The organism is Methanobacterium sp. (genome assembly GCF_038562635.1).
Lineage (GTDB): Archaea > Methanobacteriota > Methanobacteria > Methanobacteriales > Methanobacteriaceae > Methanobacterium_D.
In genome coordinates, this window is record NZ_JBCFBO010000002.1 from 325,430 (window position 1) to 347,373 (window position 21,944).

Consider the following 21,944-nt stretch of genomic DNA (forward strand, 5'->3'; position numbering starts at 1 on the left):
ATTTATTTTTTTTAATTAGATCTACTCGATCTGCTCTAAAGGCTTATGTTTTGACCTTATCAAAAGGACGGTACATGGAGCTGAGTGGACAACTTTTTCAGATACGCTACCAAGCAGATGCTTATCTATTTTGCTTTTTCCAGTTCCCATTATTATTACATCTACATTTTCTTCTTCAGCAGTTTCAACTATCCTCTCTGCAGGATCTCCTTCAATAAGCATCGGCTTGAAATTTACATTAGCCTTTCCGAATTCCTGTCCCATGCTTTCTAAAATTTCTTTTCCTTTGCTTTTCAGCTCGTCGACCATCATCTGTTTAACTTTACTTGGAGTTAAAAAAGGTGCAGATGTATCTGCAACATAAAGGCCAATGACCTCCATGGGCCTTCCATGCATTAAATCAAGAGTATGTTCAATTATTTCATCTAAATATTCCCCAGTACTTGTAACCAATATCTTTTTATACATATTATCACCCGAATACAAATATTCTTATTACCGCATAAGTTATATATGTTGCCAGCAGGATCAATCCATTATTTCTTGTAAGTTTCATATCTTTTTTTATAAGCAATAACAACAGCACTGTAACAAAAATCATTGCAGGAGCGTCGAAGATAAGTGAAGTGTGGTCTACAGGAACGTTCAAAACAAGGGCAGGTACCCCAATTCCTATAAGTATGTTGAATGTGTTACTTCCAAGAACGGTTCCTATTGATAAATCATGCAAACCTTTCATTGCTGAAGAGAATGTAACCACAAGTTCAGGAATACTTGTTCCAATAGCAAGTACAAACAGGCCCATTATCATCTCAGGAATGCCTAAAATCTCTCCAATTCCAGTTCCACTGTAAACTAATAGCCTGCATCCCAATACCAGTCCTGCAAACCCAACTAATATCCATGCTATGCTCTTAGGAGGAATTGATTTAAGTTTAGATTCAGACTTTTTATTATTACCTTCAAGTTCAGATTTTTCTTCAATTTTAATCTTATTATCTTCAGTATCCTCTTTTTGGGCTTTTATCAAGCTTCTCAGATAAATTGCATATACAATTATCATTACGATAGCTGCTATTTTTCCAATATCCCCAAAGAACATGAAAAACATCAGTATAAGCGCGGTGGCAAGTGTAACTGCACCATCCCTTTTAAGCCCTTTAGTATCTGACTTAATAACACCTGCAAAAGTAGCAGTTATACCCAGTATCCCTGCAATGTTCCATATATTTGATCCAATTACAGTTCCAACTCCTATATCCACACTGCCGCTTAAAGTAGCTATCATAGCAGAACCAAATTCTGGCAGAGAAGTCCCAATAGCCGACGCTGTAACTCCCAGTATTATTTGAGATATTCCCAACAAAGCACCGACTTCTACCAAATTATCAACAAAGATATCTGCTGATTTTATTACTATAAGTAATGAAATTATTAAAATAACAATTAGTTCTACTAAAAATATTTCCATAAACTCACCATTTTTTTTATTAAATTAATAATAAACGGACAATTATTTTATACCATAATTAACCATCATATGTTTATATAAAAAAATGAGTCAATGTATTACTCATGGTATACTCCAAAAATAAGAACTCCTGCAAGCACTATAACTAAAAATAACAACTGAGGATTATCGAAAAAAGGAGCCACACCCCTCTGTAAAATATCATCAATAAAAGACCGGGATGTAAGTTGAATTCCCATACTTAAACCTATCACTACTCCGTTTAATCTTAATCTTTTCTTTTCTTTCTGTATAGCAAGATATTCTTTATCAAAATCAACTTGAGAGTGACAGCTTAAAAGTCCAGATCCTAATTTATACTCCTGTGGAAGGTTTGAAATATCCTTATAACTCTTCCTGTATTTTCCTGATGCTTTACGCCAGCTTTCACGCTTAGCTTCCCGACTACAATTACTAATATCAGCTGGACAGTATTTCTGATTTGGTGATTTCACTTCAAATGGTTTACCGCACCACTTACAATATTTTATCTGTGTAACTTGACCACTAATCGTAAAACCTCATATTTTGGATCTTAATCATGCGTATCTGCCGTACTAGTTTAAATTGACATATTTTATATTTAAACGGTTTTAATGCTGTTAACAAGAATTAACGCTGCCGTTATAATCATACAATTAACAATACGTTTCATTTAGTATTTTTATAATTTTTTGAGCATTGCATGATTAAATAAGTCAACATATATAAAATTTTTACACCATATACTCTACGCCGGAAGTAGATTGCCTTTTTCCTTATATAAATGTTTCGAAGAAATAACATCATCCAATAATAATTTAAATTAACTATTCCTCAAATTACACTTTAAGTCTAATAATAATATTTCAAAACTTAAATAATAAAATGAAAATTAGCATTAATATTATAAAACTAAATAAATTTTAACGTGAAAATATGCTAAATTTGAAACCACGGTCAAAAAAAGCAGGACTTCCCCCAGGATCACTTGTTTACACAGGTGCAGAAAATATACCCACCAAAATAACTTTTATTGAATATAACAAGGATATTTTCAACCAAAAAACAATAGCAGAATGCCCTCAATTTACAGACAAAGATACCATAAAGTGGATAAAAATAAATGGGTTTGGAAATGTAGAAATTTTAAAAAAAATAGGTAAATGCTTTAATTTACATCCGCTGGTACTTGAAGACATATTAAACACAAACCAGCGGCCCAAAGTAGAAGATTACAGTGACTATCTTTATCTGGTTTTGAAGTTATTTGACGTCAGTGAAAATGATCAAATGGTTACAAAACAGGTTAGTTTAATTCTCGGAAAGAATCTTGTAATTTCTTTCCAGGAGGATGATGAGCCCCTATTCGATTTAATCATTAAAAGAATAAAAATAAAAGAGAATCAGATAAGTAGCAGGGGTGCTGACTATTTATTATATTCAATAATAGATACAATTATTGATAGTTATTTCTTAGATATGGAAAATGTAGAAGATAATATAGAACGTATAGAATACAATCTAATAGAAAATACAAGTCCCGAGGTTCTTAAGAGAATTCACAGTATTAAAATGGACATTATAACTCTTCGAAAAACAATTCGGCCGCTCCGGGAAATGCTGAGTACCCTTGAATCATCAGAATATTTCCAAATTGAAGAAGCAACAGATTATTATCTCAGAGATGTCTATGATCACTCGCTTCAGATCTATGAGATGTTAGAATCTTTGAGAGATAGAACTTCAGAAATACTGGATATCTATCTGTCAAGCACAAGTAACAAACTGAATGAGATAGTGAGAGTTCTAACAGTGATATCTACTGTATTTGTGCCTTTAACATTTATTGTAGGCCTTTATGGAATGAATTTTAATAATATGCCTGAACTCAGGGAACCGTTAGGATATCCTGCGGTTTTAGTAATAATGGTTATAGTTGCATTATTTATGCTGGCTTACTTTAGACGGAAAAAATGGATATAAAAACATATTAATATTAACAAAGAAATTATTCAACACGTCTAATTTTGAGAAAATTGGACATTTGACCTTATCAAAAACCTAAAAGTTTATATAGGATGAACCCAAAAAGGATGGTATGCTGGTATGCGACGTTAGTCCAGTCTGGTTAAGACTCTGGCCTGCCACGCCAGTGACCCGGGTTCAAATCCCGGACGCCGCATTGCATCTGTAGTCTAGTCTGGTTAGGACTTGGGCCTTCCAAGCCTACGACCCGGGTTCAAATCCCGGCAGATGCACTTTTTTAATATTGAAGAATAAAAATTAAAATTTTAAGCTGAATTCTTTTTGTATTCCTAATACTTTATTGAAATTAACTTATTTTAAAAATATAAAAATAAATTTCCTTTTACAGTGATTTCAGAGCTATAAAAAAGGATTTAATAAATTTTCAAAATTAAAAAATTCAATAAAAATTTAATTGACGGTCTTAGTGAGACAGCCAATTTAATGTACTAAAAAAGTTTTAGAGCAGTTTAATATTCTGGCACTAAAATTTCAGCTGCTACCAACCGGCAAATATCTGTTTTTGTAATTACTCCAACTGGTTTTTTATTTTCCAGAACCAGCAGTCCGGATACATCTGCCCTTAACATCAAATTTGCAGCATCTTCAATTTTGTCTTCTGCAGATATCGTTATAATATCTTTTGACATTATATCTTCAATCTTTAGATTATCAGATACCGTTGTACGTGGCTTAAAAGCTCCAAGCATGCCTACAAGATCAAGATAAGATATTACACCTACGGGATTTTCAGTTTCATCCATAACAAAAAGTCGTCTTACTCCTTCTTTGTACATCTTTTCAAATGCATCAATTGGCCTTGTATTTGGGTCAATTGATATTATGCCTTTATTCATCGCTTCCCTAACTTCCATCCTATCCCTCCTGATTATCCATTACAATTATTAATTGATCTTTTAAAGTTATATGAGTATTGAAAAAATAAGAAGATAAGTACTTATTTTTGTATTACATAAGCTATTTTATATTACAAATTTTAAAAAAAGTAATTACATCATTGTTCTCCTAGAGCAATATTGCTCTTCAAGGACAAAGTTTAAATAGTAATATAGTAATCAAATAGTATTATATCATATAATTCGTGTTTAAAATATGCATGAATATTGTTGGCCATGCACAATATTGTTGTGCAATAACAACATTTAAATACTATAAAATGTTATGATAATAATAACGTAATAATGGAGGGAGAATTGTGATGAGAATTAGTATGTCGTTGCCAAAAAAATTGTTAAATGAATTTGATGGAGTATTAAAAGACAGAGGATACCAATCAAGATCAAAAGGTATCAGAGATGCTCTTAAAGATTATATCGTAAGGTATCAGTGGATGAATGAAATGGAAGGAGAACGTATAGGAATAATTGCTGTAATATACGACCACCACTACACTGGAGTAATGGAAGACCTTACCGAAATTCAGCATGATTACAAAGATTTCATAAACGCAGTTATGCACGTACACATGACAGACAAACACTGTCTCGAAGTTATAGTTGTTAAAGGAGACGTTAAATACATCCGTACACTTTCAGAAAAAATAATGAGACTCAAAGGTGTAGAACACGTACGTCTTACCAGTACAGCAGTTGGAAAAGCACTTGACCTTGAAAAAGCAGGCGCAAGCAGCCCAATGTCACCTTAATTATATAAATTTTATTTAGTTAACAACGCAATTGCTTATCGTGACTTGTTTAAACGAGTCACGATAGGAACCACTTATTTTTAATTTATACTTATTTTCAGGTGAAAATGTGCACCTTAAAAATGAATTTGAAGTACTACTTGAAACTAAAATGCACACAACACCCTATCATCTCAACCTTATATCTGATAAAGAAAGAGTATTAGCCTTTCAAGAAGCAATAAAAGAGAAGGCTAAAGGTATTATATATGATATAGGTGCTGGATGTGGAATACTTTCGATTTTAGCAGCACCTTATGCTGATTTTATTTATGCTGTTGAAATAGATCATACTGCCTCAAAACATGCCAAATCAAATCTTGAATCTTTTGATAATGTTTTAGTGATAAACAAAGATGCAAAAGAAGTTATTTTTCCTCAAAAAGCAGACTTAATTATCTGTGAAATGTTAGATACTGCATTAATCGATGAGGAACAGGCCCCTGTTCTTAATTCTATTTTAAAATATCTGAAAAAAGATGGTGAAATCATACCCCAAAAAATCCTGAACGGAGCTGAAGCCATTGACATGGAAAGAGAAAACATCTGTTATGAGGATAATGAGGCTAATGAAAATCCAAATTACGACGTTATGAGTAATTTCAAGATATACAGTGAAATTGATTTTAAAAAAGAAATCAAAGAGGATGTAGAAACTGATTTGGAATTTAAAATTTCCAAAAAAGGATCTGTTTCAGGGATTAAAATCACCACTTTTACTTTACTAAATGACCACCTGATCTGCGGGCCAACTCCAATGCTCAATCCACCATTGCTTATTCCAACTGAAAAAATCAAGGTAGATATAGGAGATATTATAAAAGTTAAATTGAACTATAAAATGGGTGGTGGATTAGATAGCATTAAAACCAGAATTGAAAAAGTTTCTTAGAGACTATAAAAAAATAGTAATTTTGGGCATTGGTAATGAAATAAAAGGTGACGATGCTCTTGGAGCCATTATAGCTCAAAAATCATTAGTATTATTTGATAAAAATGAAAATATTGTTGTTTTTGATGGGGGAACTGTCCCTGAAAATTATACAGGATTAATAAGAAAAGAAAACCCCACCCACATAATTTTAGTTGATGCTGTGGATATGAAAAAAGAACCAGGATATATCCGTGTGGTGGAGAAAGAAGAAATTGCAAACTATAATATTTCAACACATGCCATGCCCATATCTTTTTTAATAAAATATATGGAAACTACATTAGACGCACAGATAATATTGTTAGGAATTCAACCAAAAAGCATGGGTTTTGCAGAGCCCATTTCAAAAGAAGTTGAAAAAAGTATTGGAGAAGTTTTAGTTACATTTGATAAAGTGATTAAAGAGAATTTTGACTGAATTTTTAATAATTTTAAGTTGTTAACGATTTTAAAGCTTATATAATCTAGTTTTAAGGAGTTATTATCTAATACGTAATTTTTAATTATTTAAAGCTTTTTAATGACATCTGAGACAATATCTCTACAATTAGCTAATGCGGGGGCTCCTGATGTGAGTAAAACTACTCCCAGTAAATCTGCTATTTCTTCTTTTGTTGCTCCTGCATTAATAGCAGCATGCAACTGTTGTTCAACACAGTAACCACATTTACCCGAAATAATAATTCCAAGTGCTATCAATCTTTTTGTTTTAGTTGGAAGTGCACCATCTTTTAAAATTATATCATCGAACTCACTTATTACATCCAGAAGTTTGGGATTTAATTTTTCATACATGTCCAGTATGTCTGGAGAAAAGCCCATTAATTTTCTAGCTTTTTTAATAGCCTCATGTCCTTCTTCATGTACCATAATATCACCAGTTTAGTATATGACATTCAAATTTATTAAATTTGGTGGAATTATTCATAACTATTAATCTTTACATTGAATCCCAATTAAACTATCTAAAAATTAAAAAGCAAATCAAATATTTTTAAGTAAGAAAAAACAAACCTGTTAATGTTGTGAAATAATACGTTAAATAAAGCTAATATTACTAAAGATTAATGTTAAGTGATTTCCAGTGATAAAATGAAGATACTATTTATAGGGGCAAGACTTTTTGATGATATTGCAGCATATACAAAAAAAGAAGGAATTACAAGTATAGTAACAGAATCTAATCCAGATTCTAAAAATCTAGATCTTCCTGATACTCATTATATCGTTCCAAGAGGAATGGAAGGACCTAAAGAAATTGCACTTAAAGAAGATGTAGATGCAGTTGTACCTCTTATAGGGATAGATAAACCTCTTTTTGAAATTGCAAAATTAAAAGAAGATTTAGAAAAAAATTATGGATTACCTGTTATTGCATCCCCCGTAGATGCTGTTTCTATATCAAGAGATAAGCTTAAAACAAAGGAATTCTTTATTAAAAACCACGTCAAAACTCCTTCATTTAGTAAAATCTCTAAAAATATCTCCAAAATTTCATTACCTGCTGTATTAAAGCAGTTAGAAGGTCAGGGAGGTAGTGGAGTAAAAATTGCAGTGAGTGAAGATGATCTTAGAAGCTGCATCAATGATTTTAAGGGAGCATTTGTAGAAGAGTTTGTTGAAGGCACAGAAGTATCCATTGAAGTTTTAAGATGGAAAAATGAAACTGTTCCTCTTGTTCCAGTTTATAAAGGAAAAACAACTCTTGAAGGTACTCATCCCCTTGATAAATTAAAAACTGCTCCTTTAAATATAGAAAATCAAAGAAATGAAGATATAAGACAGGTAGCTGGAAAGATTGCTGATAATTTGGGATCAGAAGGGGTAATTGATATTGACATAATTATTGATGAAACAGGGATCAATTATTTTATAGAAATAAACACACGGCCCAGCGGTACACGATACTTAACAGCAGCTTCGACCAACATAAGTCCAATGCACGAACTTGTAGATATGGCCACAGGTAAATGGAATTCTAAAGAAGTTCAAAAAAGAATCATGAAATACCACGCACTTGAGATACCTGTAGGTGACTATAAAACGGATAGGAACAACTATAAATTCAGAGATTTTGAAAATAAAAATTGCTGGGTAATTCACGGCCCTCAAAATTTTCAACGTATAACTATCCGTGCTGAAAATGCACAAAAAGCATATGAAACCGCAAAAAGATTAAATGTTGATTATAACAAATTTTATCAAACCGGCAAAAATTAAAACATTCGAAAATCATAGCTTGCAAAATTTTTAATTTTGCGCTCCAAAAATCTTCGATTTTTGAGAGATTTTGAGCAAGTAGTGTCAAAAACAAAAAATTAAATTTTAATAAATAAATATAATAAACATAAAAAAGTCAGGATTAGTATTAATAATATAATAAATTTAATATAAGGTGGTAAGTTGAATAATTTCCAGATAGACATTTTGATATTCATTATTGCATTATTATCAACCATATTCTTTACAATAGTCATAAAAAGAGTATTGATAGAAGCTAATGTAACAGATAAACCTATTGTAACCGAACACAGCCATAAATCAGGGACTCCTACAATGGGAGGGCTTGCAATTTTACTGGGTATTCTCCTTACTTCTTCAATCTATTTTACAAATAGATACCTAATGATAGTGGCCATTATAATGGCAACTGCAGGAATTATAGGACTTTTAGATGATTTACTTGGACTTAAAACCAAAGAAATTCAAAAGAAGGTCCGAAACATATACTCCGCCCCAATAGAAATGGGAAGATTAATGCTTAAACCAGGAGAAGAAGCACGAGTCGCAACTGAAAAGGCCAAAAAAGACTTAGTGAAATATTTGGCCGAGAAAAAAGTTGAAATAGTTGGTGAAGCCCCAATTAAAAGTGAAGTAGAAGAAAGTGAAAAAATAATTGCCCAGATTATAATTTCATTATTTTTATTAGGCTCAGGAGCCGTTAGTTCCTCAGTACTCGGAATTGATATCGGCTATTTTATAATACCAGTTGTAATATTTGGTATAGTTGGAGCTATAAATGCAGTAAACCTTATTGACGGTATGGACGGCCTTGCAGCAGGAATACTTGCAATAGCATCCTCTGCCTGTGCAATTTTTGCCATTACAACCAACAACGTGGATGGTGCACTTCCATTCATAGCACTTGCTGGAGTTTCATTTGGTTTCCTCGCCCTAAATAGGTACCCTGCCAGTATATTCATGGGGGATACTGGTTCTTTCGCACTAGGGGCTGGTTACATTACAGCAGCATTTTTAGGCAATGTATTGTACTTTGCACTGATTGCACTTGCTATTCCCATAATTTCAGTAATAGTAAGCCTTTTACACCGCGCTCACATTATAAACCTGCCAGTAGAACCATTACACCATACTTTAAATTATAAAGGGCTTTCAGAAAAGAAAATAGTGCTTCTTTACTGGGGAATTACCCTTATAATATGTATTCTAGCACTTTATTTCTACCATGCATTTATAATTTAAATATTTTTTTTTACATTTTTTTTCGAAATAGGGTTAGAATAGGGACCCTCAAACACACAGCATACAAATACGAAGTATTTGTTGTTACAAAATCAAAGATTTTGTAAACATTCGAAAAATTGTAAATTTTTCGATGCCTGCAAAACTGAAAGTTTTGCGGTTCAAGAAACCTACGGTTTCTTTCAACATGCAAAGACGAATTTTTTGCAGTTGCAAAATATAAAATTTCGCAAACGTCAAAAATTCTATGAATTTTTGACAGTGTTTTGGGGCCAAAAAATCGAAAGATTTTTTGAGCACAATGCTTATTTAGAATTTTTAACATCACATTAATTAGACCATATTTAAAATTATTTAGACTAAATAAAATTGTGAAAAAATGAAAGAACTTACAACGTCGATTATTGCAGAAAAAGTAGAAGGAACACTCACAGGTCCTAATAAAAATATGGATGGTATTTTTAATATTTTAAAGGACGCTCAAAATGGAGATGCAGTAATAAGACACTGGATAGATGAAACAGGGGTAAAAATTGCAGCTCAAAAAGGTGTTTCCTGCATAATAACTCAAAATCCAAAGGGCAGTGCAGTAAAAACTGCAGAAGAACTGAAACTGCCATTTATAGTAACAGAAAAAATAGAACTGGCCAATGCTTTTGCCATTAACTGGGCGCTGGAAAAATTTGCAAAAGACTCTTTACGTGTTGTAGTAACTGGAACCAACGGAAAGTCCACCACTACACATATGATTTATCATATTTTAAAGGAAGCTGGTTACAGCACATATACAAACACTGATTCTGAATCTGAATTCAATACACTTATAGATCCGATGGTTGCAAAGCAAATTGCAGAATTCGATGCTCCCATCGAGGCTGCAGTGATAGAAGTCTCTGAGGTCCAAGGCTGGCTCGGAGATATTATGAAAGACCATGCATACATAATGACGTCAGCAATCAATCCAGATGTAGTGATTGTAACCAATGTAGCCCTGGATCATATAGGTCTCGTAAATTCTATTGAAGAAACATTTAATGAAACTTCAGGTGCAGTTAAAGGCATAAAAGAGAATGGGACTTTGATATTGAACTATGATGATCCACTTGTTTTAAAAATGAAAGATTTAACTTCAAACCATGGAAAAATCTTATTTTTCGGAGATAATGCAGATATTAAATTTGACAGTACAGGAATAGTATATAAAAATAATATTTTAATTAAAACTGATGATTTACCATTTAAAAGCTGCCATTTTGTCCAGAACACCATGGCTGCTGCAGGCGCAGTTATAGCTTTAAATATTGATCTCGAAACCATTAAAAACTCAATTTCATCATATAAAGCATTAAAAAGGAGATTTACAATAGTGCACAATGATCCATGTATAATAGATGACTTTGCACATAATCCAGATGGAATTCTTGCTACAATACAAAATGCTGCTCTGATTGGGAATGGAACTCTTTTTGTGGTTTCAGCTATCAGAGGATCAAGAGGAGAAAGTATTAATCAGGCAAATGCCGAAGCCATTGCTAAGGGACTTCAAAACATCCCATATAAACTGATTATAACAAGCAGCACCGATGTTGTGGATCATTTAAACACAGTAACAGATAATGAAAAAAAAGTATTTATAGATGCACTTGAAAAGGAAAAAATAACATATATCTTTAATGAGAAACTATATGATGCATTGAAAAATGTACTTAAATTATCACATAACAAAGACACAATTTTATTAATTGGTGCGCAGGGCATGGATCCTGCAAGTGAACTTTTAAACAAAATCTTAAATTAATGAAAGTTCATATTATATAATTCAAATTCATTATTCACACTTGGTGATTAAATGTTCATAAAAGTAAGAAGAGATACTATAATCATTTTAACACTCGCATTTTTATTAATAGTATCAGGAAGGGTTATGAGTTATATGGCATTTGCCGAATCTCCTGCTACAGATCAGGGAATACCCATATCTGGAGTCATGATAAAAGGAAATAATCTCGTACCAACTGATTCTATTCGAGCCAATATATATGCATCAGGTTTAAGGCCAGGAAGTTACATCAACGGAAGCACATTAATTACAGACAAACGAGAATTACCTTTAAATGAAGCAATAAGTAATGCTCAGCAATTTGCAACGTTGACAACCATTCCAGGTACAAGACTAACACCTATAGTAGCTGCAGATGTTAAAGTAGACAGCACAACAGGAAGTGTCACAGTAACTGTTGTTGAAGACTGGACACAGGTTCAGGTAAATACAACATCAAGTACTACAAGTTCATACGCAACGGGGTAAAAATATATGAAAATTCCGCAAAGACTTCAAGGAAAATATGTAAAAGGAATATTAATATTCCTAATCACAGTTGCAATGATTATTGGGCCTGCTGCAGCAACATGTAACATAATCGTTATAACAGACCCTACAGGAAAGGATCCAAATGGCGCAGCAGCAGGGAGTATGTCATTCCAGAACAACATGTTTCAATCAACTTTCCTATCCTCATCAAGCGGTCATTTTGCTATACTCTCCGGGGGTGAAGGTTCATCCACGCCCAGATTACAGGCTATTGTAGCAGCTGTAAAAGCTATGGAAGCGGGTGCTAGCCCACAAGCAGCAGCAAACCTCGCAAATTCATACAGTGGAATCAGGGTCCTGGTTGGAACCGCTACTAAAGGTGCGGCAGTAGGAGGATCATACGACGTTTACGTGGTCACAGTGTCAAATAATGGGACCATTACAGTAACACCTCACTCATCAGATGGAACCGCAGTTTTACCTGCAGGAACAAAAGGAGCTATTATCCACTTAAGGAATACAGAAGGTAACCCTATGTATGGAACAGCTTCAAAAGTACGTCAGGAAACTGCAGTAAACATTGGTAAAATGATAAGAGACGGTTATTCTGCAACTTACATACTGGGACAAGCATTTGGAGAAGTAGCAAATGATTCTGGCGAAAAGTACGGGGGTGGTGGAGTTAACCTTGTTTCAGGAATCACAACTGGAGACATGTTCACTCCAGCTCAGTTAAACACAACCGGTTATGCTATGAACACTCCCTATGCCAAAATAAGTACATCCAGCGACGGATGGAGTATAGGTTATCCAGCAGCAGAGCAATACCAGACAGATCCATATGATGGTTCACCACTCAAGATAGAGTACGCCTATGAAGCGCTTATAAATGCCATTACAGTTACAGGGCAGACTGTACAGGTTTCTGTTTATGGAAGTGACGATGTAGGTATTTCAGAAACTACACAAGAAATCGTAGCTGCAACTGTAAAGAAATATGGTTACGATAACGTTCAAATAGCAAACAGAATCAATACAGCAATAGACAGTGGAACTATTGTAGGTGTTAACCATGTAGAACCTAAAGACATCAACGTCAAGTCAAGTTCAAGGGCAGTAGGAGTCTATTACAAACCTCTCGGTAACGACAGGTCTTCCCCACCATGGACTTTACCAATAAGCTCTTCACTTTTAGATTTAATTGGAAATATCCAAACTGCCATAGGTTTAATACTGGTACTCCTGGTTCTGTTTAGAAGTACTCTAATCAGATCATTCATGAGATAATTAAAAGGATTTTTATAAATCCTTAACTTTTTTTAATTTTATTTTAACTAATTATTTCACAGTATCTATCAAAATAAAGATTTTCTACCAACGTATTTTATATTATTTTAAGCAAAACATTCTTTTCAATTAATTTAGCATTTTTTAAGTTTTTAAAGATTATCATTGATTTTATCACGGTCCTCACTAAATCAGTGCTAAAAAAACAATATAAAACATGATATTTCATTAGAATTGGTAGATAGTTAATATTTAAATAATTTGAAGATACTAATTAATATTATCAAAATAAATGAGGATATTATGGGGAGAAATTTTAAATTAATCTTCAAGGAATTATTGTCAATTTTTATCCGGATTAATACGCTTATTTTAGTGATTTTAAGACTCTACACTGATTTTAATTTGAAATTATCTAATTTAAACTGGATAAATATGGTAAACTTTAATTCATTAGCTTTTCTTGATAATTGCATATATAATTTTTAAATTAAATTAAAAAAAAGATAAAATATTATGCGCTTAATATAGCGAGTGATAAAATGAATGCAGAAAAGGTAAAAAATAGAAATTCTGAACCGGGAATGGTAGTTCTGGCCACCCTTATTTTGGGGGCTGCGGTGGCCAACTTGAACTTATCAGTTGCCAATGTAGCCCTTCCATCTATAGGTTTGGCTTTTAATGCTTCGCAAGTTCAGATTAACATGGTTGCTGTGGGTTTCTCACTTGGCCTGGCTTCCTCAGTATTGTGGTTCGGGGCTCTTGGTGATCATCACGGTCGAAAAATGATGCTTATACTGGGAACTATTATATCTATACCTGCATCCTTACTGGCAGGTTTTGCCCCAACTGTTAATATACTGGTTTTAGCCCGTATAATTGGAGGTTTAGCTGCGGGAATGGCATTTCCAACAACATTAGCAATAATCACCGCATTGTGGTCAGGTCCTAAACGAACGAGATCTATCGCTCTCTGGTCAGGCATAGGTGCCGCTATTGCGGCTTTAGGTCCACTTTTATCAGGATACCTCCTCATATCTCGCCCATGGGGATCTGTATTTTTAATTACGTTGCCCCTTGCATTCTTAACATTAATTATGGCCATTAAATTCATCCCATCCCATGTAAATGAAACCAAAAATCCAGTTGATAATGTGGGAGGCATAATGTCCCTCATACTCATAGGAACATTAATTATGGCCATTAACTTTGCCCCAGTACCCAGCATAAGAACTTTAGTACTTGTTTTAATAATTTTAGCGGCTGTCGTTGGATTCTTATTTATAAAACACCAGCGGAGCATACCTAACCCTCTTTATGATCTAAAAGTAGCAGGCAGGCGGATTTTCTGGGTAGCGGCAAGCGCGGGAATAATTGTTTTTGGATCGTTGATGGGTGCTCTGTACATTGGGCAGCAGTTTTTACAAAATGTTCTGGGTTATTCAACCTTCGATGCAGGACTTTCGATTATACCCTCCGCAATTCTCATGATCCTAGTGGCGCCACAGTCTGCCAAGCTCGTAGAGTCACGAGGATCCAGATTTACGCTTCTTGCAGGTTACCTGTTCTGTTTATTAGGATTCTTGACTATGTTACTGTTATGGAAAGAAGGCATACCCTACTGGAAGGTTGGGCTGGCTTATGCATTAATAGGAATTGGAGTTGGGTTAGCAGGGACTCCAGCATCCCATTCTCTTACAGGATCTGTTCCTGTTAAACGTGTAGGTATGGCATCAGGCACAGCAGACCTGCAGCGTGATTTTGGCGGTGCCATTATGACTTCAATCTTTGGTACATTACTTACCGCAGGTTATGCTTCTGCATTTGCTTCAAAAATCAATAATGTTCCCCAGCAGATCTCTGCCAGTGTGGAAGCAACACTTCAAAAATCATTTGCCAGTGCTTCTACCCTTGCCCAGCAGTATCCTCAATATTCAGATCAGATCATAGCCGGAGCCAAATCTTCTTTTTTAGTTGGAGATCGATGGGCATACCTTGCTGGAATTATTGCTATTTTGATTGGGGCAGCACTTGTATTTTACAAGTTTCCAAAGTTAGAAGAAGAGAAAAAATTACTTTCCCAGTACTATGAGATGGATACAAAAACAGAAAACACGGAAAAAGAAGATTTAAAGAGTTTTAAAAAATAATCAGTTCATGGAGATATCATGATTGAAATCATTTTCTTTTTTATAATGCTCCTAGTAGTAGCGATTTTTTCCTGTTTAATTGGCAAACTTCCAGTTAGTTTCCAGATGATATTTATTGTAGCAGGAATGTTAACAGGATGGCTTGTTACAGGATATGTAGACATTACCAAGCCTCCATATTCAACCATAATTTTTTTAATTGCAGAAATAGCTCTTGTTCTTGTTCTTTTCAGTGATGCATCTCGAGTAGGATTAAAAGCGCTGAATAATAACCTGAGTACAAGACTACTAACCATAGGTTTACCTATTACTATTATTTTAGGAGTAGTGATAGCAACCCTACTATTCCCAGGCATACCATGGTGGGTAGCAGGCATTATAGGTGCTGCTCTAGCTCCAACAGACGCAGCCTTAGGACAAATAGTAGTTCAAAACAAAAAAGTACCTGAAAGAATACGCAAAACAATAGAAGTGGAAAGTGGATTAAACGATGGAGGTTCAGTCCCTTTCCTTTTAGTTTTTATAGCCATTGGTTTGGCAGCAGAAACTTTTAGACCAATGGGGTACTTTATTCAGGTTGCTCTAGAACAAATTGGTTTTGGAATAATTGTAGGTGTGGTAGTTGGAATTGGGGGAGGGTGGCTGGTTTTAAAAGCCCAGGATAAAGAATGGATCACTCCCAACTTCCAGAGAATAGCTTTTCTGGCAATAGCAATACTCACATTTCTTATAGCAGATCAACTAGGAGGAAGTGGATTTATAGCAGCCTTTATCGGCGGTTTGGCATTAGGATATGTTGTTAAGGATGCAGGAAAAATTTTAATAGATTTCTCCGAAACGGAAGGGCAGTTGCTGAATTTAACAGTGTTCTTCCTATTAGGAATAGCAGTTCTTCCCCTGCTCTTGAATGTAACCTGGCAAATAATTCTCTACGCTGTTTTAAGTTTGACAGTTATTAGGATGTTACCAGTGGCTATATCATTAATTGGCACTAAATTGGATTTTGATACAGTACTATTTATCGGTTGGTTTGGTCCTAGAGGATTAGCATCGATAGTACTGGCCCTTTTAGCTTTAGAAGAATTAAAAGTATTCCCTGGAGACAGCACTTTTATTTCAGTTGTTTTCATTACGGTGCTGATTAGTGTTTTTGCACATGGATTTACAGCTTCCCCATTATCAACCATTTATTCAAGAAGAATAAACAGTGACAATCTTAAAATAGAAGACAAAAATGAAAACAAATCATTAACTCCAAAAAGTAAGCGATTATAAAATTATTTAAAACCGTTAGTTTACAAAACTGAAATTTACATACTCGTTTATTTCTCTTTTTTCTGCTTATTGATGTTTACTTCTGCATCTTCCTCACTACTAGCCATAAGTAAAGCCAGCCATCGTGTTTCATCAAAATTTTCCAGATATTTTATGATGATCAGGGTCAACGGCACGCCGAGGAAAAATCCAACAGGCCCTAAAATCCATCCCCATACAAACAATGAAGCAAATACCACATAAACTGACATTTGAAGCCCTTTTCCAGTTAATCTAGGAAATATATAGCTTTCTGCAATGGTATTAATTGTAATAAAGAAAAGTCCCATTATTAGGGCTGCCTGTATTCCATATTTACTCCAGGCCACCAGCACAGGAGGAATCGCTGCTATTACAATACCAAATATGGAATAAATCCAAGTATAAATGTTAATAAACCCCAGAGTACTGCAAAGTTAATGTCAAATATGAAAAGAACACCTGCAACACCTACACCATAAATAAGATTTATCTTTACCCGGATTATAAAATATTTAATGAAATCGCCGACAAGAGCAAAAGTTTTATTCAAAGTAAAATTATCTGCGCCTAATCCTTTGATCAGTCTTTTTTTAATTTGAGGAAGCTCATAAACCAGGAATATCACAGCAAATATAATAAAAGTACCATCTGCTATAAGTCCCTTTATATCTGGTTATGGGTATATTGGAAACAATGAACTCAATTATTTGATTTCCGTATTGTGCAGAAATTAGATGATTTTATCGATAAATCCGGGAGTGCCTGTACTAATTGAGACAATGTTACTACCAGAAATGCCAATATTCCGAGACCCAAAATAAAAATTCCCAGAAGAGTTATCAACATTCCAATGTTGTAAAAGAGACCTCTTTTTTCCAACCATTTTAAAAATGGGTAGATAAGTAAGCTCAAGAATATAGAAAGCAGTATGAGACTAGTTATAGGTGCAGTAAATTTTAATGCAACTACTGCAGATAAAATAACCACAATTATAATAATCTGCCGGAGAAACGGCGGCATTTTAAAGTTATCCATCATTTTTTTTGTTCCTTATTAAAATTTAAGTAATAATCAAAAAAGAAAATGAAAAAGTTTTAGAATTTCTGATCTATATTGACAATTCCCATACTTTCAGATGTACTTTGAGTTTGTACAGCATTTCCACCCCTGAGCAACTGTATAGTTAAAGTACCATTGCCTTTATTCTCTATAGATACTGTGACATGACCCGGATTAGGGCCTAAGTTATAATTAGCGTTTCCCGTTCCATTAATTTGCATATTTCCATTTGTATATGCATAGTCACCAGTCCATGGACCATCAGCTGTAATTTGAAGTGTTACATTTGAGTTATTTTGATTTGAAGTACCGTTACTGCTATTGTTTGACATATTGTTACTGCTTGTGCATCCTGAAGCAAAAACAACCAGTATCGATATGGCCAGTATAATTCCCGCAATCTTTTTCATGATAATTTCCTCTTTTTGCCCATAATTTTACCATGAAACCATTTTATACCATGATAATCCACATTTTATTTATTCAAATAACAGATCATACTCATGTTCTGTTATTATTCCTTTATTTTGCAGTAATTTAGCTAATTTCTTTAATGTATCTAAATCAACAGACTCTTCCATGTTATTTGATTGATCTGATGACTCGTTAGCTTCATTCATTGCCATCATTCTTCTTCTTGTTCTTCTTCTAGCTCCACCACGCCCTAAAGGTCCTAACTCCGGCATAATATCACCTTTTTAGTTAAATACATCTTTTTAATGAGACAGGCTTGCCGATTTTAAATCATTTTAAATTTCTAATTTTTCAGTATTCACCAGATCAGATGGATTAACAAAGAATAAAGCTATTCCATCAATTACCAGCCAGATTCCAATTAACAAAGCAAGGTAATAAGGGTCCCATGCAAATGAAGCCAGTATTATATATAATATACCTAATATAATACCTATACCCCCAGATCCTTTAGCTGCTGTTCCTTCTTTAGTAAATAATGACATTATACCTGAAATTATCAGGAAAAAACCTGCAAAGAAGAGAGCTATGCTTGTTAAGAAGCTAAATGCAAGTATATGTCCAAATAAGCCTATTCCACAAATTACTGCTACCAGCCCAAGTATTAAAAAGGCAATACTTGCGGCTTTACTTGCTCCCCATGTCCCGAAACTCTGTGCTAATAACCATATTCCTAAAAACACTACAGCCAATCCGGCTAGGACACTGGCTGTGAAAATACTTAACAATGGGAAAGCAATGACCAAAATACCTAAAATTACAGCTAAAATACCTAACAACATGTTGTTACCTTCAGCCATATAACATACCCCCTTTTATTTTTTTCAAGCAAGCCCTAATAAATTATTATATTAATAAATATAAATAATTATTTATTACTAATATCTGGCAGCTCATATACATTGAATTAATTTGAGGCAAATTAACAACAGAATTAAAAACATGATAATCATAACTACTAGATACTCTAAATGAGATATAATTAAATAAAAATTGAAGAGCGGTTAAACTTTAAAAATGAGAACTATCCATAGAGAACAACAGGAAATAATTTATTAATAGGACCACATAGCCAGTGCAAAATTTAACAGATGTGTTTATCTGAAAATGTATATTCATATCTTAAAAATCAAGAAGATGCTTTCGTAACCGATTTAAAAACAGTGCGAAAACATGCTAATCAATTCAAAATTAGTAGCTAATAGATAAACTTAAAAATCAATGGATTGTTTGATTCACGAGCGATCAATGGAGAAAAATTTGAAAATATAGAAAAGAAACGTTTTACCTTTTATACAGTCCGCATTAATTATACAGTTACATAAGATAAATTTAAATACCGTAATTTTAGATATAATAACTCTTATACCATTAATTGAATCTTAAATACTAATTTTATATTTTTAAAAATAAAGAATATTTAATTAGAAATCATCTACAATACTCATATATCCATAAAAATAATTTTTTAAAAATCAAGTTTTGTTTAATTAATCATATCAAAAATAATTATACTGGTGAAAAAATGACTCTAATTTTAATACGTGCAAACAGTCAAGGAAAACTATTGAATGCCATTGCAGACATTGAACGGCATGCTAATTTAAGAATATCAGGAAAACCAAAGATAATTGAACCTCAAATTGCAGATAAACTAGCTAAAGGGATTCTTAAGCAGAATTTAAGATCAAAATGTGAAATAGCAACTCTTATAAAAGTTTTAGACGACACAACAAAAAGCATAATGCATATTAAAAAAATACACCCGCCAGCACATATTGTTGTTATAAGCGAGGAATATAAAGAATTTGAAGAAATAAAAAAGATGTTTAATAGGTTACCTGTACTTAAAGGCTATTATTCACATAAATCAGTTCCTTCAAATTAAAATTTTTTAGTTAAGCACTAATCTTATTTTTCAGCTTTAATTAAGAATTCACGTATTGAAGTACCTATTACTCCTCCAATAAGGCCAAAAAGGGCAAGGATTAATATAGCACCGCTCATTTCAAAAATGAATATTTCTATATTAAAGAGGATATCATCAATAAATAAAAAATTACCTCTAAGACTTAAAATTAAGAGTGCAGCTATTACACCAACTATAATTCCATTTATAGCTCCATCTTCACTTTTTCCTCCAGCAATTAAAGATGCAACTATTCCGCCAATTAAAAGCAATAATAAAGCATAATTCGAATCTACAAATATGAAAGTAGGGATCACTACAATTAAAACGCCTACAATAATTGCCACTGCCCTCAATATCCATTTATTAGATGTAAATTTTAGCACATTTTTATTAGAATCAGTAGAGCTATTTTCTTCATTTTTGGTATCTTTTATCATTTTACCACATGATTTACAGTATTTCTCATCTGCAGAATTCTCAATTCCACAGTCAGGACAAATATTAAATTCATTTATAGGGTCTAATTCTTCATCGAAATGTGCATTAAAATTTTGGACATAACTGAGAGAACCTCCGCACTCACATGCCTCAAATTCATCGGGCTTTTCTCCTTCTTTAAGCTTGTAATAGCCACCACATTTCTCACAGATAAGATAAGACATCTAAACACATCAACTGAGATAATCTACTATTATTATTTGTTTTGCATGATTAATAAATTTTAATAATACATAATAAATAATGACCTTAATCAGAATTAAATACCTTTTTATTTTTCAAAATGACAATCATAACAGCAGGGACTATTATGGCGGCTGCAAAAGCAAGTAAAAATGAATTAATATGGGCAGAATAAGCCCCAACAGCTGCATAAACCATGGATATACTCAAATTGGATATTGTAATTATAAAAATAAAACGGCTGAAGTTCATACGACCAATTCCTGCAAATAGAACTGAAGTTTCAGCAAGTAATGGGACTGAACGTGAAATAATAATTATCCAATCTCCATACTTTTTTTGAAGAGATTCAAATCTAGAAATTTCTTTTGAATCTACAAATCGAAGAGCTGCAGCACGTCCAAATTTAGCTCCAATCCAGTACCCTATTAAACAGCTGATTGTCATGCCTGCAAGAGAAATAAGAGTTCCCCCTATAAATCCAAGAAAATAGCCACCAGCTGTACTTACAATACTAGAAGGAATAGGGGCTACAATGTCAATAGATAATAAAAATCCAATAATTATACTTGCAATCAGCTTAGAAGGTCCCGATTGAAAAAAACTATTAGTCCAGTTATCTAAAGAATCTCCAAATAAAACAAAAGGGATTAAAAGAAGAGTTAAAATTATAAAAGTTAATAATATCCATTTAATTCCAATATGAGTTTCTAAATTTATCTTATTTTGCAAGATTTAACTTCCGCAATTATTTATAACATAATATTTTATATATAAAAGGTATTATTAATATATGTAATCTAAAATAAATAGTTTTATGGAAATTCTATAGAATTCATTGCAAAATCAGTGCTTAATTAGTTCAAATTCAATTAGAATAGTAAAAACCTATAAAATACAATAAATTAAATTAAAAAAGATTAGAACTAATTAAAAATTGAATTTAATAATAAGTCTACGAGTCTTCGACTCGTGCATGTAAAAAATTGAAAATTTTTTACGGTTGCGAATTTTCAATTCGCAAACATCAAAATTCTTTTGAATTTTGAAAGCCGTCGAAAAATCGTAGCTTGTAAAAATCTTCGATTTTTGCGCTCCAAAAATTCGAAGAATTTTTGAGAGATTTTTCGGGCTA

Annotated in this window: 25 protein-coding genes and 2 tRNA genes; 14 read left to right on the top strand and 13 right to left on the bottom strand. The window is 33.2% G+C overall.

What is annotated here, in order from left to right; genetic code table 11:
* Positions 1 to 21: 21 nt before the first annotated feature.
* From AAGU07_RS13625 to AAGU07_RS13635, 3 genes are all read right to left on the bottom strand, one after another.
* Complete coding sequence (locus tag AAGU07_RS13625; protein WP_342459648.1) at positions 22 to 468, bottom strand: universal stress protein; 447 nt, start codon at positions 466 to 468, stop codon at positions 22 to 24.
* 4 nt (positions 469 to 472) lie between these two features.
* Entirely contained in the window at positions 473 to 1,471 is a 999-nt protein-coding gene (locus tag AAGU07_RS13630; RefSeq protein WP_342459649.1) for a calcium/sodium antiporter, read from the bottom strand.
* 98 nt (positions 1,472 to 1,569) lie between these two features.
* Positions 1,570 to 1,965 (bottom strand): hypothetical protein, encoded by a 396-nt coding sequence (locus AAGU07_RS13635; protein ID WP_342459650.1) that lies wholly within the window; start codon positions 1,963 to 1,965, stop codon positions 1,570 to 1,572.
* 463 nt (positions 1,966 to 2,428) lie between these two features.
* On the opposite strand from AAGU07_RS13635, the gene corA reads away from it, so the two are divergent.
* The 3 genes from corA to AAGU07_RS13650 all read left to right on the top strand — a co-directional run bounded on the left by corA (position 2,429) and on the right by AAGU07_RS13650 (position 3,750).
* On the top strand, positions 2,429 to 3,475 hold the full coding sequence (gene corA / locus AAGU07_RS13640; RefSeq protein ID WP_342459651.1) for a magnesium/cobalt transporter CorA: 1,047 nt from the start codon (positions 2,429 to 2,431) through the stop codon (positions 3,473 to 3,475).
* Positions 3,476 to 3,600: 125 nt separating this feature from the next.
* A tRNA-Gly gene (locus AAGU07_RS13645) sits at positions 3,601 to 3,674 on the top strand.
* A 2-nt stretch (positions 3,675 to 3,676) separates the two neighbouring features.
* Positions 3,677 to 3,750: transfer RNA gene (locus AAGU07_RS13650), tRNA-Gly, on the top strand.
* Between the two features lie 237 nt (positions 3,751 to 3,987).
* Here the strand turns inward: AAGU07_RS13650 and AAGU07_RS13655 are convergent.
* Entirely contained in the window at positions 3,988 to 4,392 is a 405-nt protein-coding gene (locus tag AAGU07_RS13655) for a CBS domain-containing protein (RefSeq protein ID WP_342459652.1), read from the bottom strand.
* 344 nt (positions 4,393 to 4,736) lie between these two features.
* On the opposite strand from AAGU07_RS13655, the gene nikR reads away from it, so the two are divergent.
* The 3 genes from nikR to hycI all read left to right on the top strand — a co-directional run bounded on the left by nikR (position 4,737) and on the right by hycI (position 6,574).
* Positions 4,737 to 5,183 (top strand): nickel-responsive transcriptional regulator NikR, encoded by a 447-nt coding sequence (nikR, locus tag AAGU07_RS13660; RefSeq protein ID WP_176720239.1) that lies wholly within the window; start codon positions 4,737 to 4,739, stop codon positions 5,181 to 5,183.
* A 109-nt stretch (positions 5,184 to 5,292) separates the two neighbouring features.
* Positions 5,293 to 6,114, top strand: a complete 822-nt coding sequence (locus AAGU07_RS13665) for a 50S ribosomal protein L11 methyltransferase (RefSeq protein WP_342459653.1) — start codon at positions 5,293 to 5,295, stop codon at positions 6,112 to 6,114.
* A complete protein-coding gene (gene hycI, locus AAGU07_RS13670; protein ID WP_342459654.1) occupies positions 6,098 to 6,574 on the top strand; it encodes a hydrogenase maturation peptidase HycI in 477 nt (158 codons plus the stop codon). Before AAGU07_RS13665 ends, hycI begins: the two co-directional genes overlap by 17 nt.
* A gap of 89 nt (positions 6,575 to 6,663) precedes the next feature.
* Here the strand turns inward: hycI and AAGU07_RS13675 are convergent, their stop codons facing one another.
* The gene (locus AAGU07_RS13675) at positions 6,664 to 7,026 is read right to left on the bottom strand and encodes a carboxymuconolactone decarboxylase family protein (RefSeq protein WP_069583477.1); all 363 of its coding nucleotides are present in this window, start codon (positions 7,024 to 7,026) and stop codon (positions 6,664 to 6,666) included.
* A 222-nt stretch (positions 7,027 to 7,248) separates the two neighbouring features.
* Here AAGU07_RS13675 and AAGU07_RS13680 point away from each other — a divergent pair, with 222 nt between their 5' ends.
* From AAGU07_RS13680 to AAGU07_RS13710, 7 genes are all read left to right on the top strand, one after another.
* Complete coding sequence (locus AAGU07_RS13680) at positions 7,249 to 8,376, top strand: ATP-grasp domain-containing protein (protein ID WP_342459655.1); 1,128 nt, start codon at positions 7,249 to 7,251, stop codon at positions 8,374 to 8,376.
* 183 nt (positions 8,377 to 8,559) lie between these two features.
* Entirely contained in the window at positions 8,560 to 9,639 is a 1,080-nt protein-coding gene (locus AAGU07_RS13685; protein WP_069583475.1) for a glycosyltransferase family 4 protein, read from the top strand.
* A 379-nt stretch (positions 9,640 to 10,018) separates the two neighbouring features.
* Positions 10,019 to 11,437: a Mur ligase family protein gene (locus AAGU07_RS13690; RefSeq protein ID WP_342459656.1), complete on the top strand. Its 1,419-nt coding sequence runs from the start codon at positions 10,019 to 10,021 to the stop codon at positions 11,435 to 11,437.
* A gap of 51 nt (positions 11,438 to 11,488) precedes the next feature.
* Positions 11,489 to 11,947 (top strand): hypothetical protein, encoded by a 459-nt coding sequence (locus AAGU07_RS13695; RefSeq protein ID WP_342459657.1) that lies wholly within the window; start codon positions 11,489 to 11,491, stop codon positions 11,945 to 11,947.
* A 75-nt stretch (positions 11,948 to 12,022) separates the two neighbouring features.
* Entirely contained in the window at positions 12,023 to 13,237 is a 1,215-nt protein-coding gene (locus AAGU07_RS13700; protein WP_342459851.1) for a hypothetical protein, read from the top strand.
* 542 nt (positions 13,238 to 13,779) lie between these two features.
* Positions 13,780 to 15,387 carry an MFS transporter gene (locus AAGU07_RS13705; RefSeq protein ID WP_342459658.1) on the top strand — a complete coding sequence of 536 codons (1,608 nt, stop codon included), beginning with the start codon at positions 13,780 to 13,782 and terminating at the stop codon, positions 15,385 to 15,387.
* A gap of 18 nt (positions 15,388 to 15,405) precedes the next feature.
* The gene (locus AAGU07_RS13710; protein ID WP_342459659.1) at positions 15,406 to 16,662 is read left to right on the top strand and encodes a sodium:proton antiporter; all 1,257 of its coding nucleotides are present in this window, start codon (positions 15,406 to 15,408) and stop codon (positions 16,660 to 16,662) included.
* A gap of 47 nt (positions 16,663 to 16,709) precedes the next feature.
* Here the strand turns inward: AAGU07_RS13710 and AAGU07_RS13715 are convergent, their stop codons facing one another.
* From AAGU07_RS13715 to AAGU07_RS13740, 6 genes are all read right to left on the bottom strand, one after another.
* Entirely contained in the window at positions 16,710 to 17,036 is a 327-nt protein-coding gene (locus AAGU07_RS13715; RefSeq protein ID WP_342459660.1) for an AI-2E family transporter, read from the bottom strand.
* A gap of 17 nt (positions 17,037 to 17,053) precedes the next feature.
* The gene (locus AAGU07_RS13720) at positions 17,054 to 17,233 is read right to left on the bottom strand and encodes a hypothetical protein (protein WP_342459661.1); all 180 of its coding nucleotides are present in this window, start codon (positions 17,231 to 17,233) and stop codon (positions 17,054 to 17,056) included.
* Between the two features lie 149 nt (positions 17,234 to 17,382).
* Positions 17,383 to 17,721: a hypothetical protein gene (locus AAGU07_RS13725; RefSeq protein WP_342459662.1), complete on the bottom strand. Its 339-nt coding sequence runs from the start codon at positions 17,719 to 17,721 to the stop codon at positions 17,383 to 17,385.
* A gap of 56 nt (positions 17,722 to 17,777) precedes the next feature.
* Entirely contained in the window at positions 17,778 to 18,152 is a 375-nt protein-coding gene (locus tag AAGU07_RS13730; protein ID WP_342459663.1) for a hypothetical protein, read from the bottom strand.
* A 69-nt stretch (positions 18,153 to 18,221) separates the two neighbouring features.
* Positions 18,222 to 18,428 (bottom strand): hypothetical protein, encoded by a 207-nt coding sequence (locus AAGU07_RS13735; RefSeq protein WP_342459664.1) that lies wholly within the window; start codon positions 18,426 to 18,428, stop codon positions 18,222 to 18,224.
* A gap of 63 nt (positions 18,429 to 18,491) precedes the next feature.
* Positions 18,492 to 19,016 (bottom strand): DUF308 domain-containing protein, encoded by a 525-nt coding sequence (locus AAGU07_RS13740; RefSeq protein WP_342459665.1) that lies wholly within the window; start codon positions 19,014 to 19,016, stop codon positions 18,492 to 18,494.
* Between the two features lie 725 nt (positions 19,017 to 19,741).
* Between AAGU07_RS13740 and AAGU07_RS13745 the strand changes: the two genes are divergently transcribed.
* Positions 19,742 to 20,104, top strand: coding sequence for a DUF356 domain-containing protein (locus tag AAGU07_RS13745; protein ID WP_342459666.1), 363 nt, complete (start codon positions 19,742 to 19,744; stop codon positions 20,102 to 20,104).
* Positions 20,105 to 20,127: 23 nt separating this feature from the next.
* Here the strand turns inward: AAGU07_RS13745 and AAGU07_RS13750 are convergent, their stop codons facing one another.
* Positions 20,128 to 20,790: a DUF5518 domain-containing protein gene (locus AAGU07_RS13750; protein ID WP_342459667.1), complete on the bottom strand. Its 663-nt coding sequence runs from the start codon at positions 20,788 to 20,790 to the stop codon at positions 20,128 to 20,130.
* Positions 20,791 to 20,875: 85 nt separating this feature from the next.
* Complete coding sequence (locus AAGU07_RS13755) at positions 20,876 to 21,541, bottom strand: VTT domain-containing protein (protein WP_342459668.1); 666 nt, start codon at positions 21,539 to 21,541, stop codon at positions 20,876 to 20,878.
* Between the last annotated feature and the right edge of the window lie 403 nt (positions 21,542 to 21,944).

Bases quoted from the DNA above. Each gene is read 5' to 3' on its own strand.
- AAGU07_RS13745 (WP_342459666.1), top strand. From the start codon at position 19,742: ATGACTCTAATTTTAATACGTGCAAACAGTCAAGGAAAACTATTGAAT.
- AAGU07_RS13695 (WP_342459657.1), top strand. From the start codon at position 11,489: ATGTTCATAAAAGTAAGAAGAGATACTATAATCATTTTAACACTCGCA.
- AAGU07_RS13710 (WP_342459659.1), top strand. From the start codon at position 15,406: ATGATTGAAATCATTTTCTTTTTTATAATGCTCCTAGTAGTAGCGATT.
- AAGU07_RS13690 (WP_342459656.1), top strand. From the start codon at position 10,019: ATGAAAGAACTTACAACGTCGATTATTGCAGAAAAAGTAGAAGGAACA.
- AAGU07_RS13675 (WP_069583477.1), bottom strand. From the start codon at position 7,026: ATGGTACATGAAGAAGGACATGAGGCTATTAAAAAAGCTAGAAAATTA.
- AAGU07_RS13750 (WP_342459667.1), bottom strand. From the start codon at position 20,790: ATGTCTTATCTTATCTGTGAGAAATGTGGTGGCTATTACAAGCTTAAA.
- AAGU07_RS13680 (WP_342459655.1), top strand. From the start codon at position 7,249: ATGAAGATACTATTTATAGGGGCAAGACTTTTTGATGATATTGCAGCA.
- AAGU07_RS13735 (WP_342459664.1), bottom strand. From the start codon at position 18,428: ATGCCGGAGTTAGGACCTTTAGGGCGTGGTGGAGCTAGAAGAAGAACA.
- nikR (WP_176720239.1), top strand. From the start codon at position 4,737: ATGAGAATTAGTATGTCGTTGCCAAAAAAATTGTTAAATGAATTTGAT.
- AAGU07_RS13730 (WP_342459663.1), bottom strand. From the start codon at position 18,152: ATGAAAAAGATTGCGGGAATTATACTGGCCATATCGATACTGGTTGTT.
- AAGU07_RS13630 (WP_342459649.1), bottom strand. From the start codon at position 1,471: ATGGAAATATTTTTAGTAGAACTAATTGTTATTTTAATAATTTCATTA.
- AAGU07_RS13625 (WP_342459648.1), bottom strand. From the start codon at position 468: ATGTATAAAAAGATATTGGTTACAAGTACTGGGGAATATTTAGATGAA.
- AAGU07_RS13655 (WP_342459652.1), bottom strand. From the start codon at position 4,392: ATGGAAGTTAGGGAAGCGATGAATAAAGGCATAATATCAATTGACCCA.
- AAGU07_RS13705 (WP_342459658.1), top strand. From the start codon at position 13,780: ATGAATGCAGAAAAGGTAAAAAATAGAAATTCTGAACCGGGAATGGTA.
- corA (WP_342459651.1), top strand. From the start codon at position 2,429: ATGCTAAATTTGAAACCACGGTCAAAAAAAGCAGGACTTCCCCCAGGA.
- AAGU07_RS13725 (WP_342459662.1), bottom strand. From the start codon at position 17,721: ATGATGGATAACTTTAAAATGCCGCCGTTTCTCCGGCAGATTATTATA.
- AAGU07_RS13700 (WP_342459851.1), top strand. From the start codon at position 12,023: ATGATTATTGGGCCTGCTGCAGCAACATGTAACATAATCGTTATAACA.
- AAGU07_RS13740 (WP_342459665.1), bottom strand. From the start codon at position 19,016: ATGGCTGAAGGTAACAACATGTTGTTAGGTATTTTAGCTGTAATTTTA.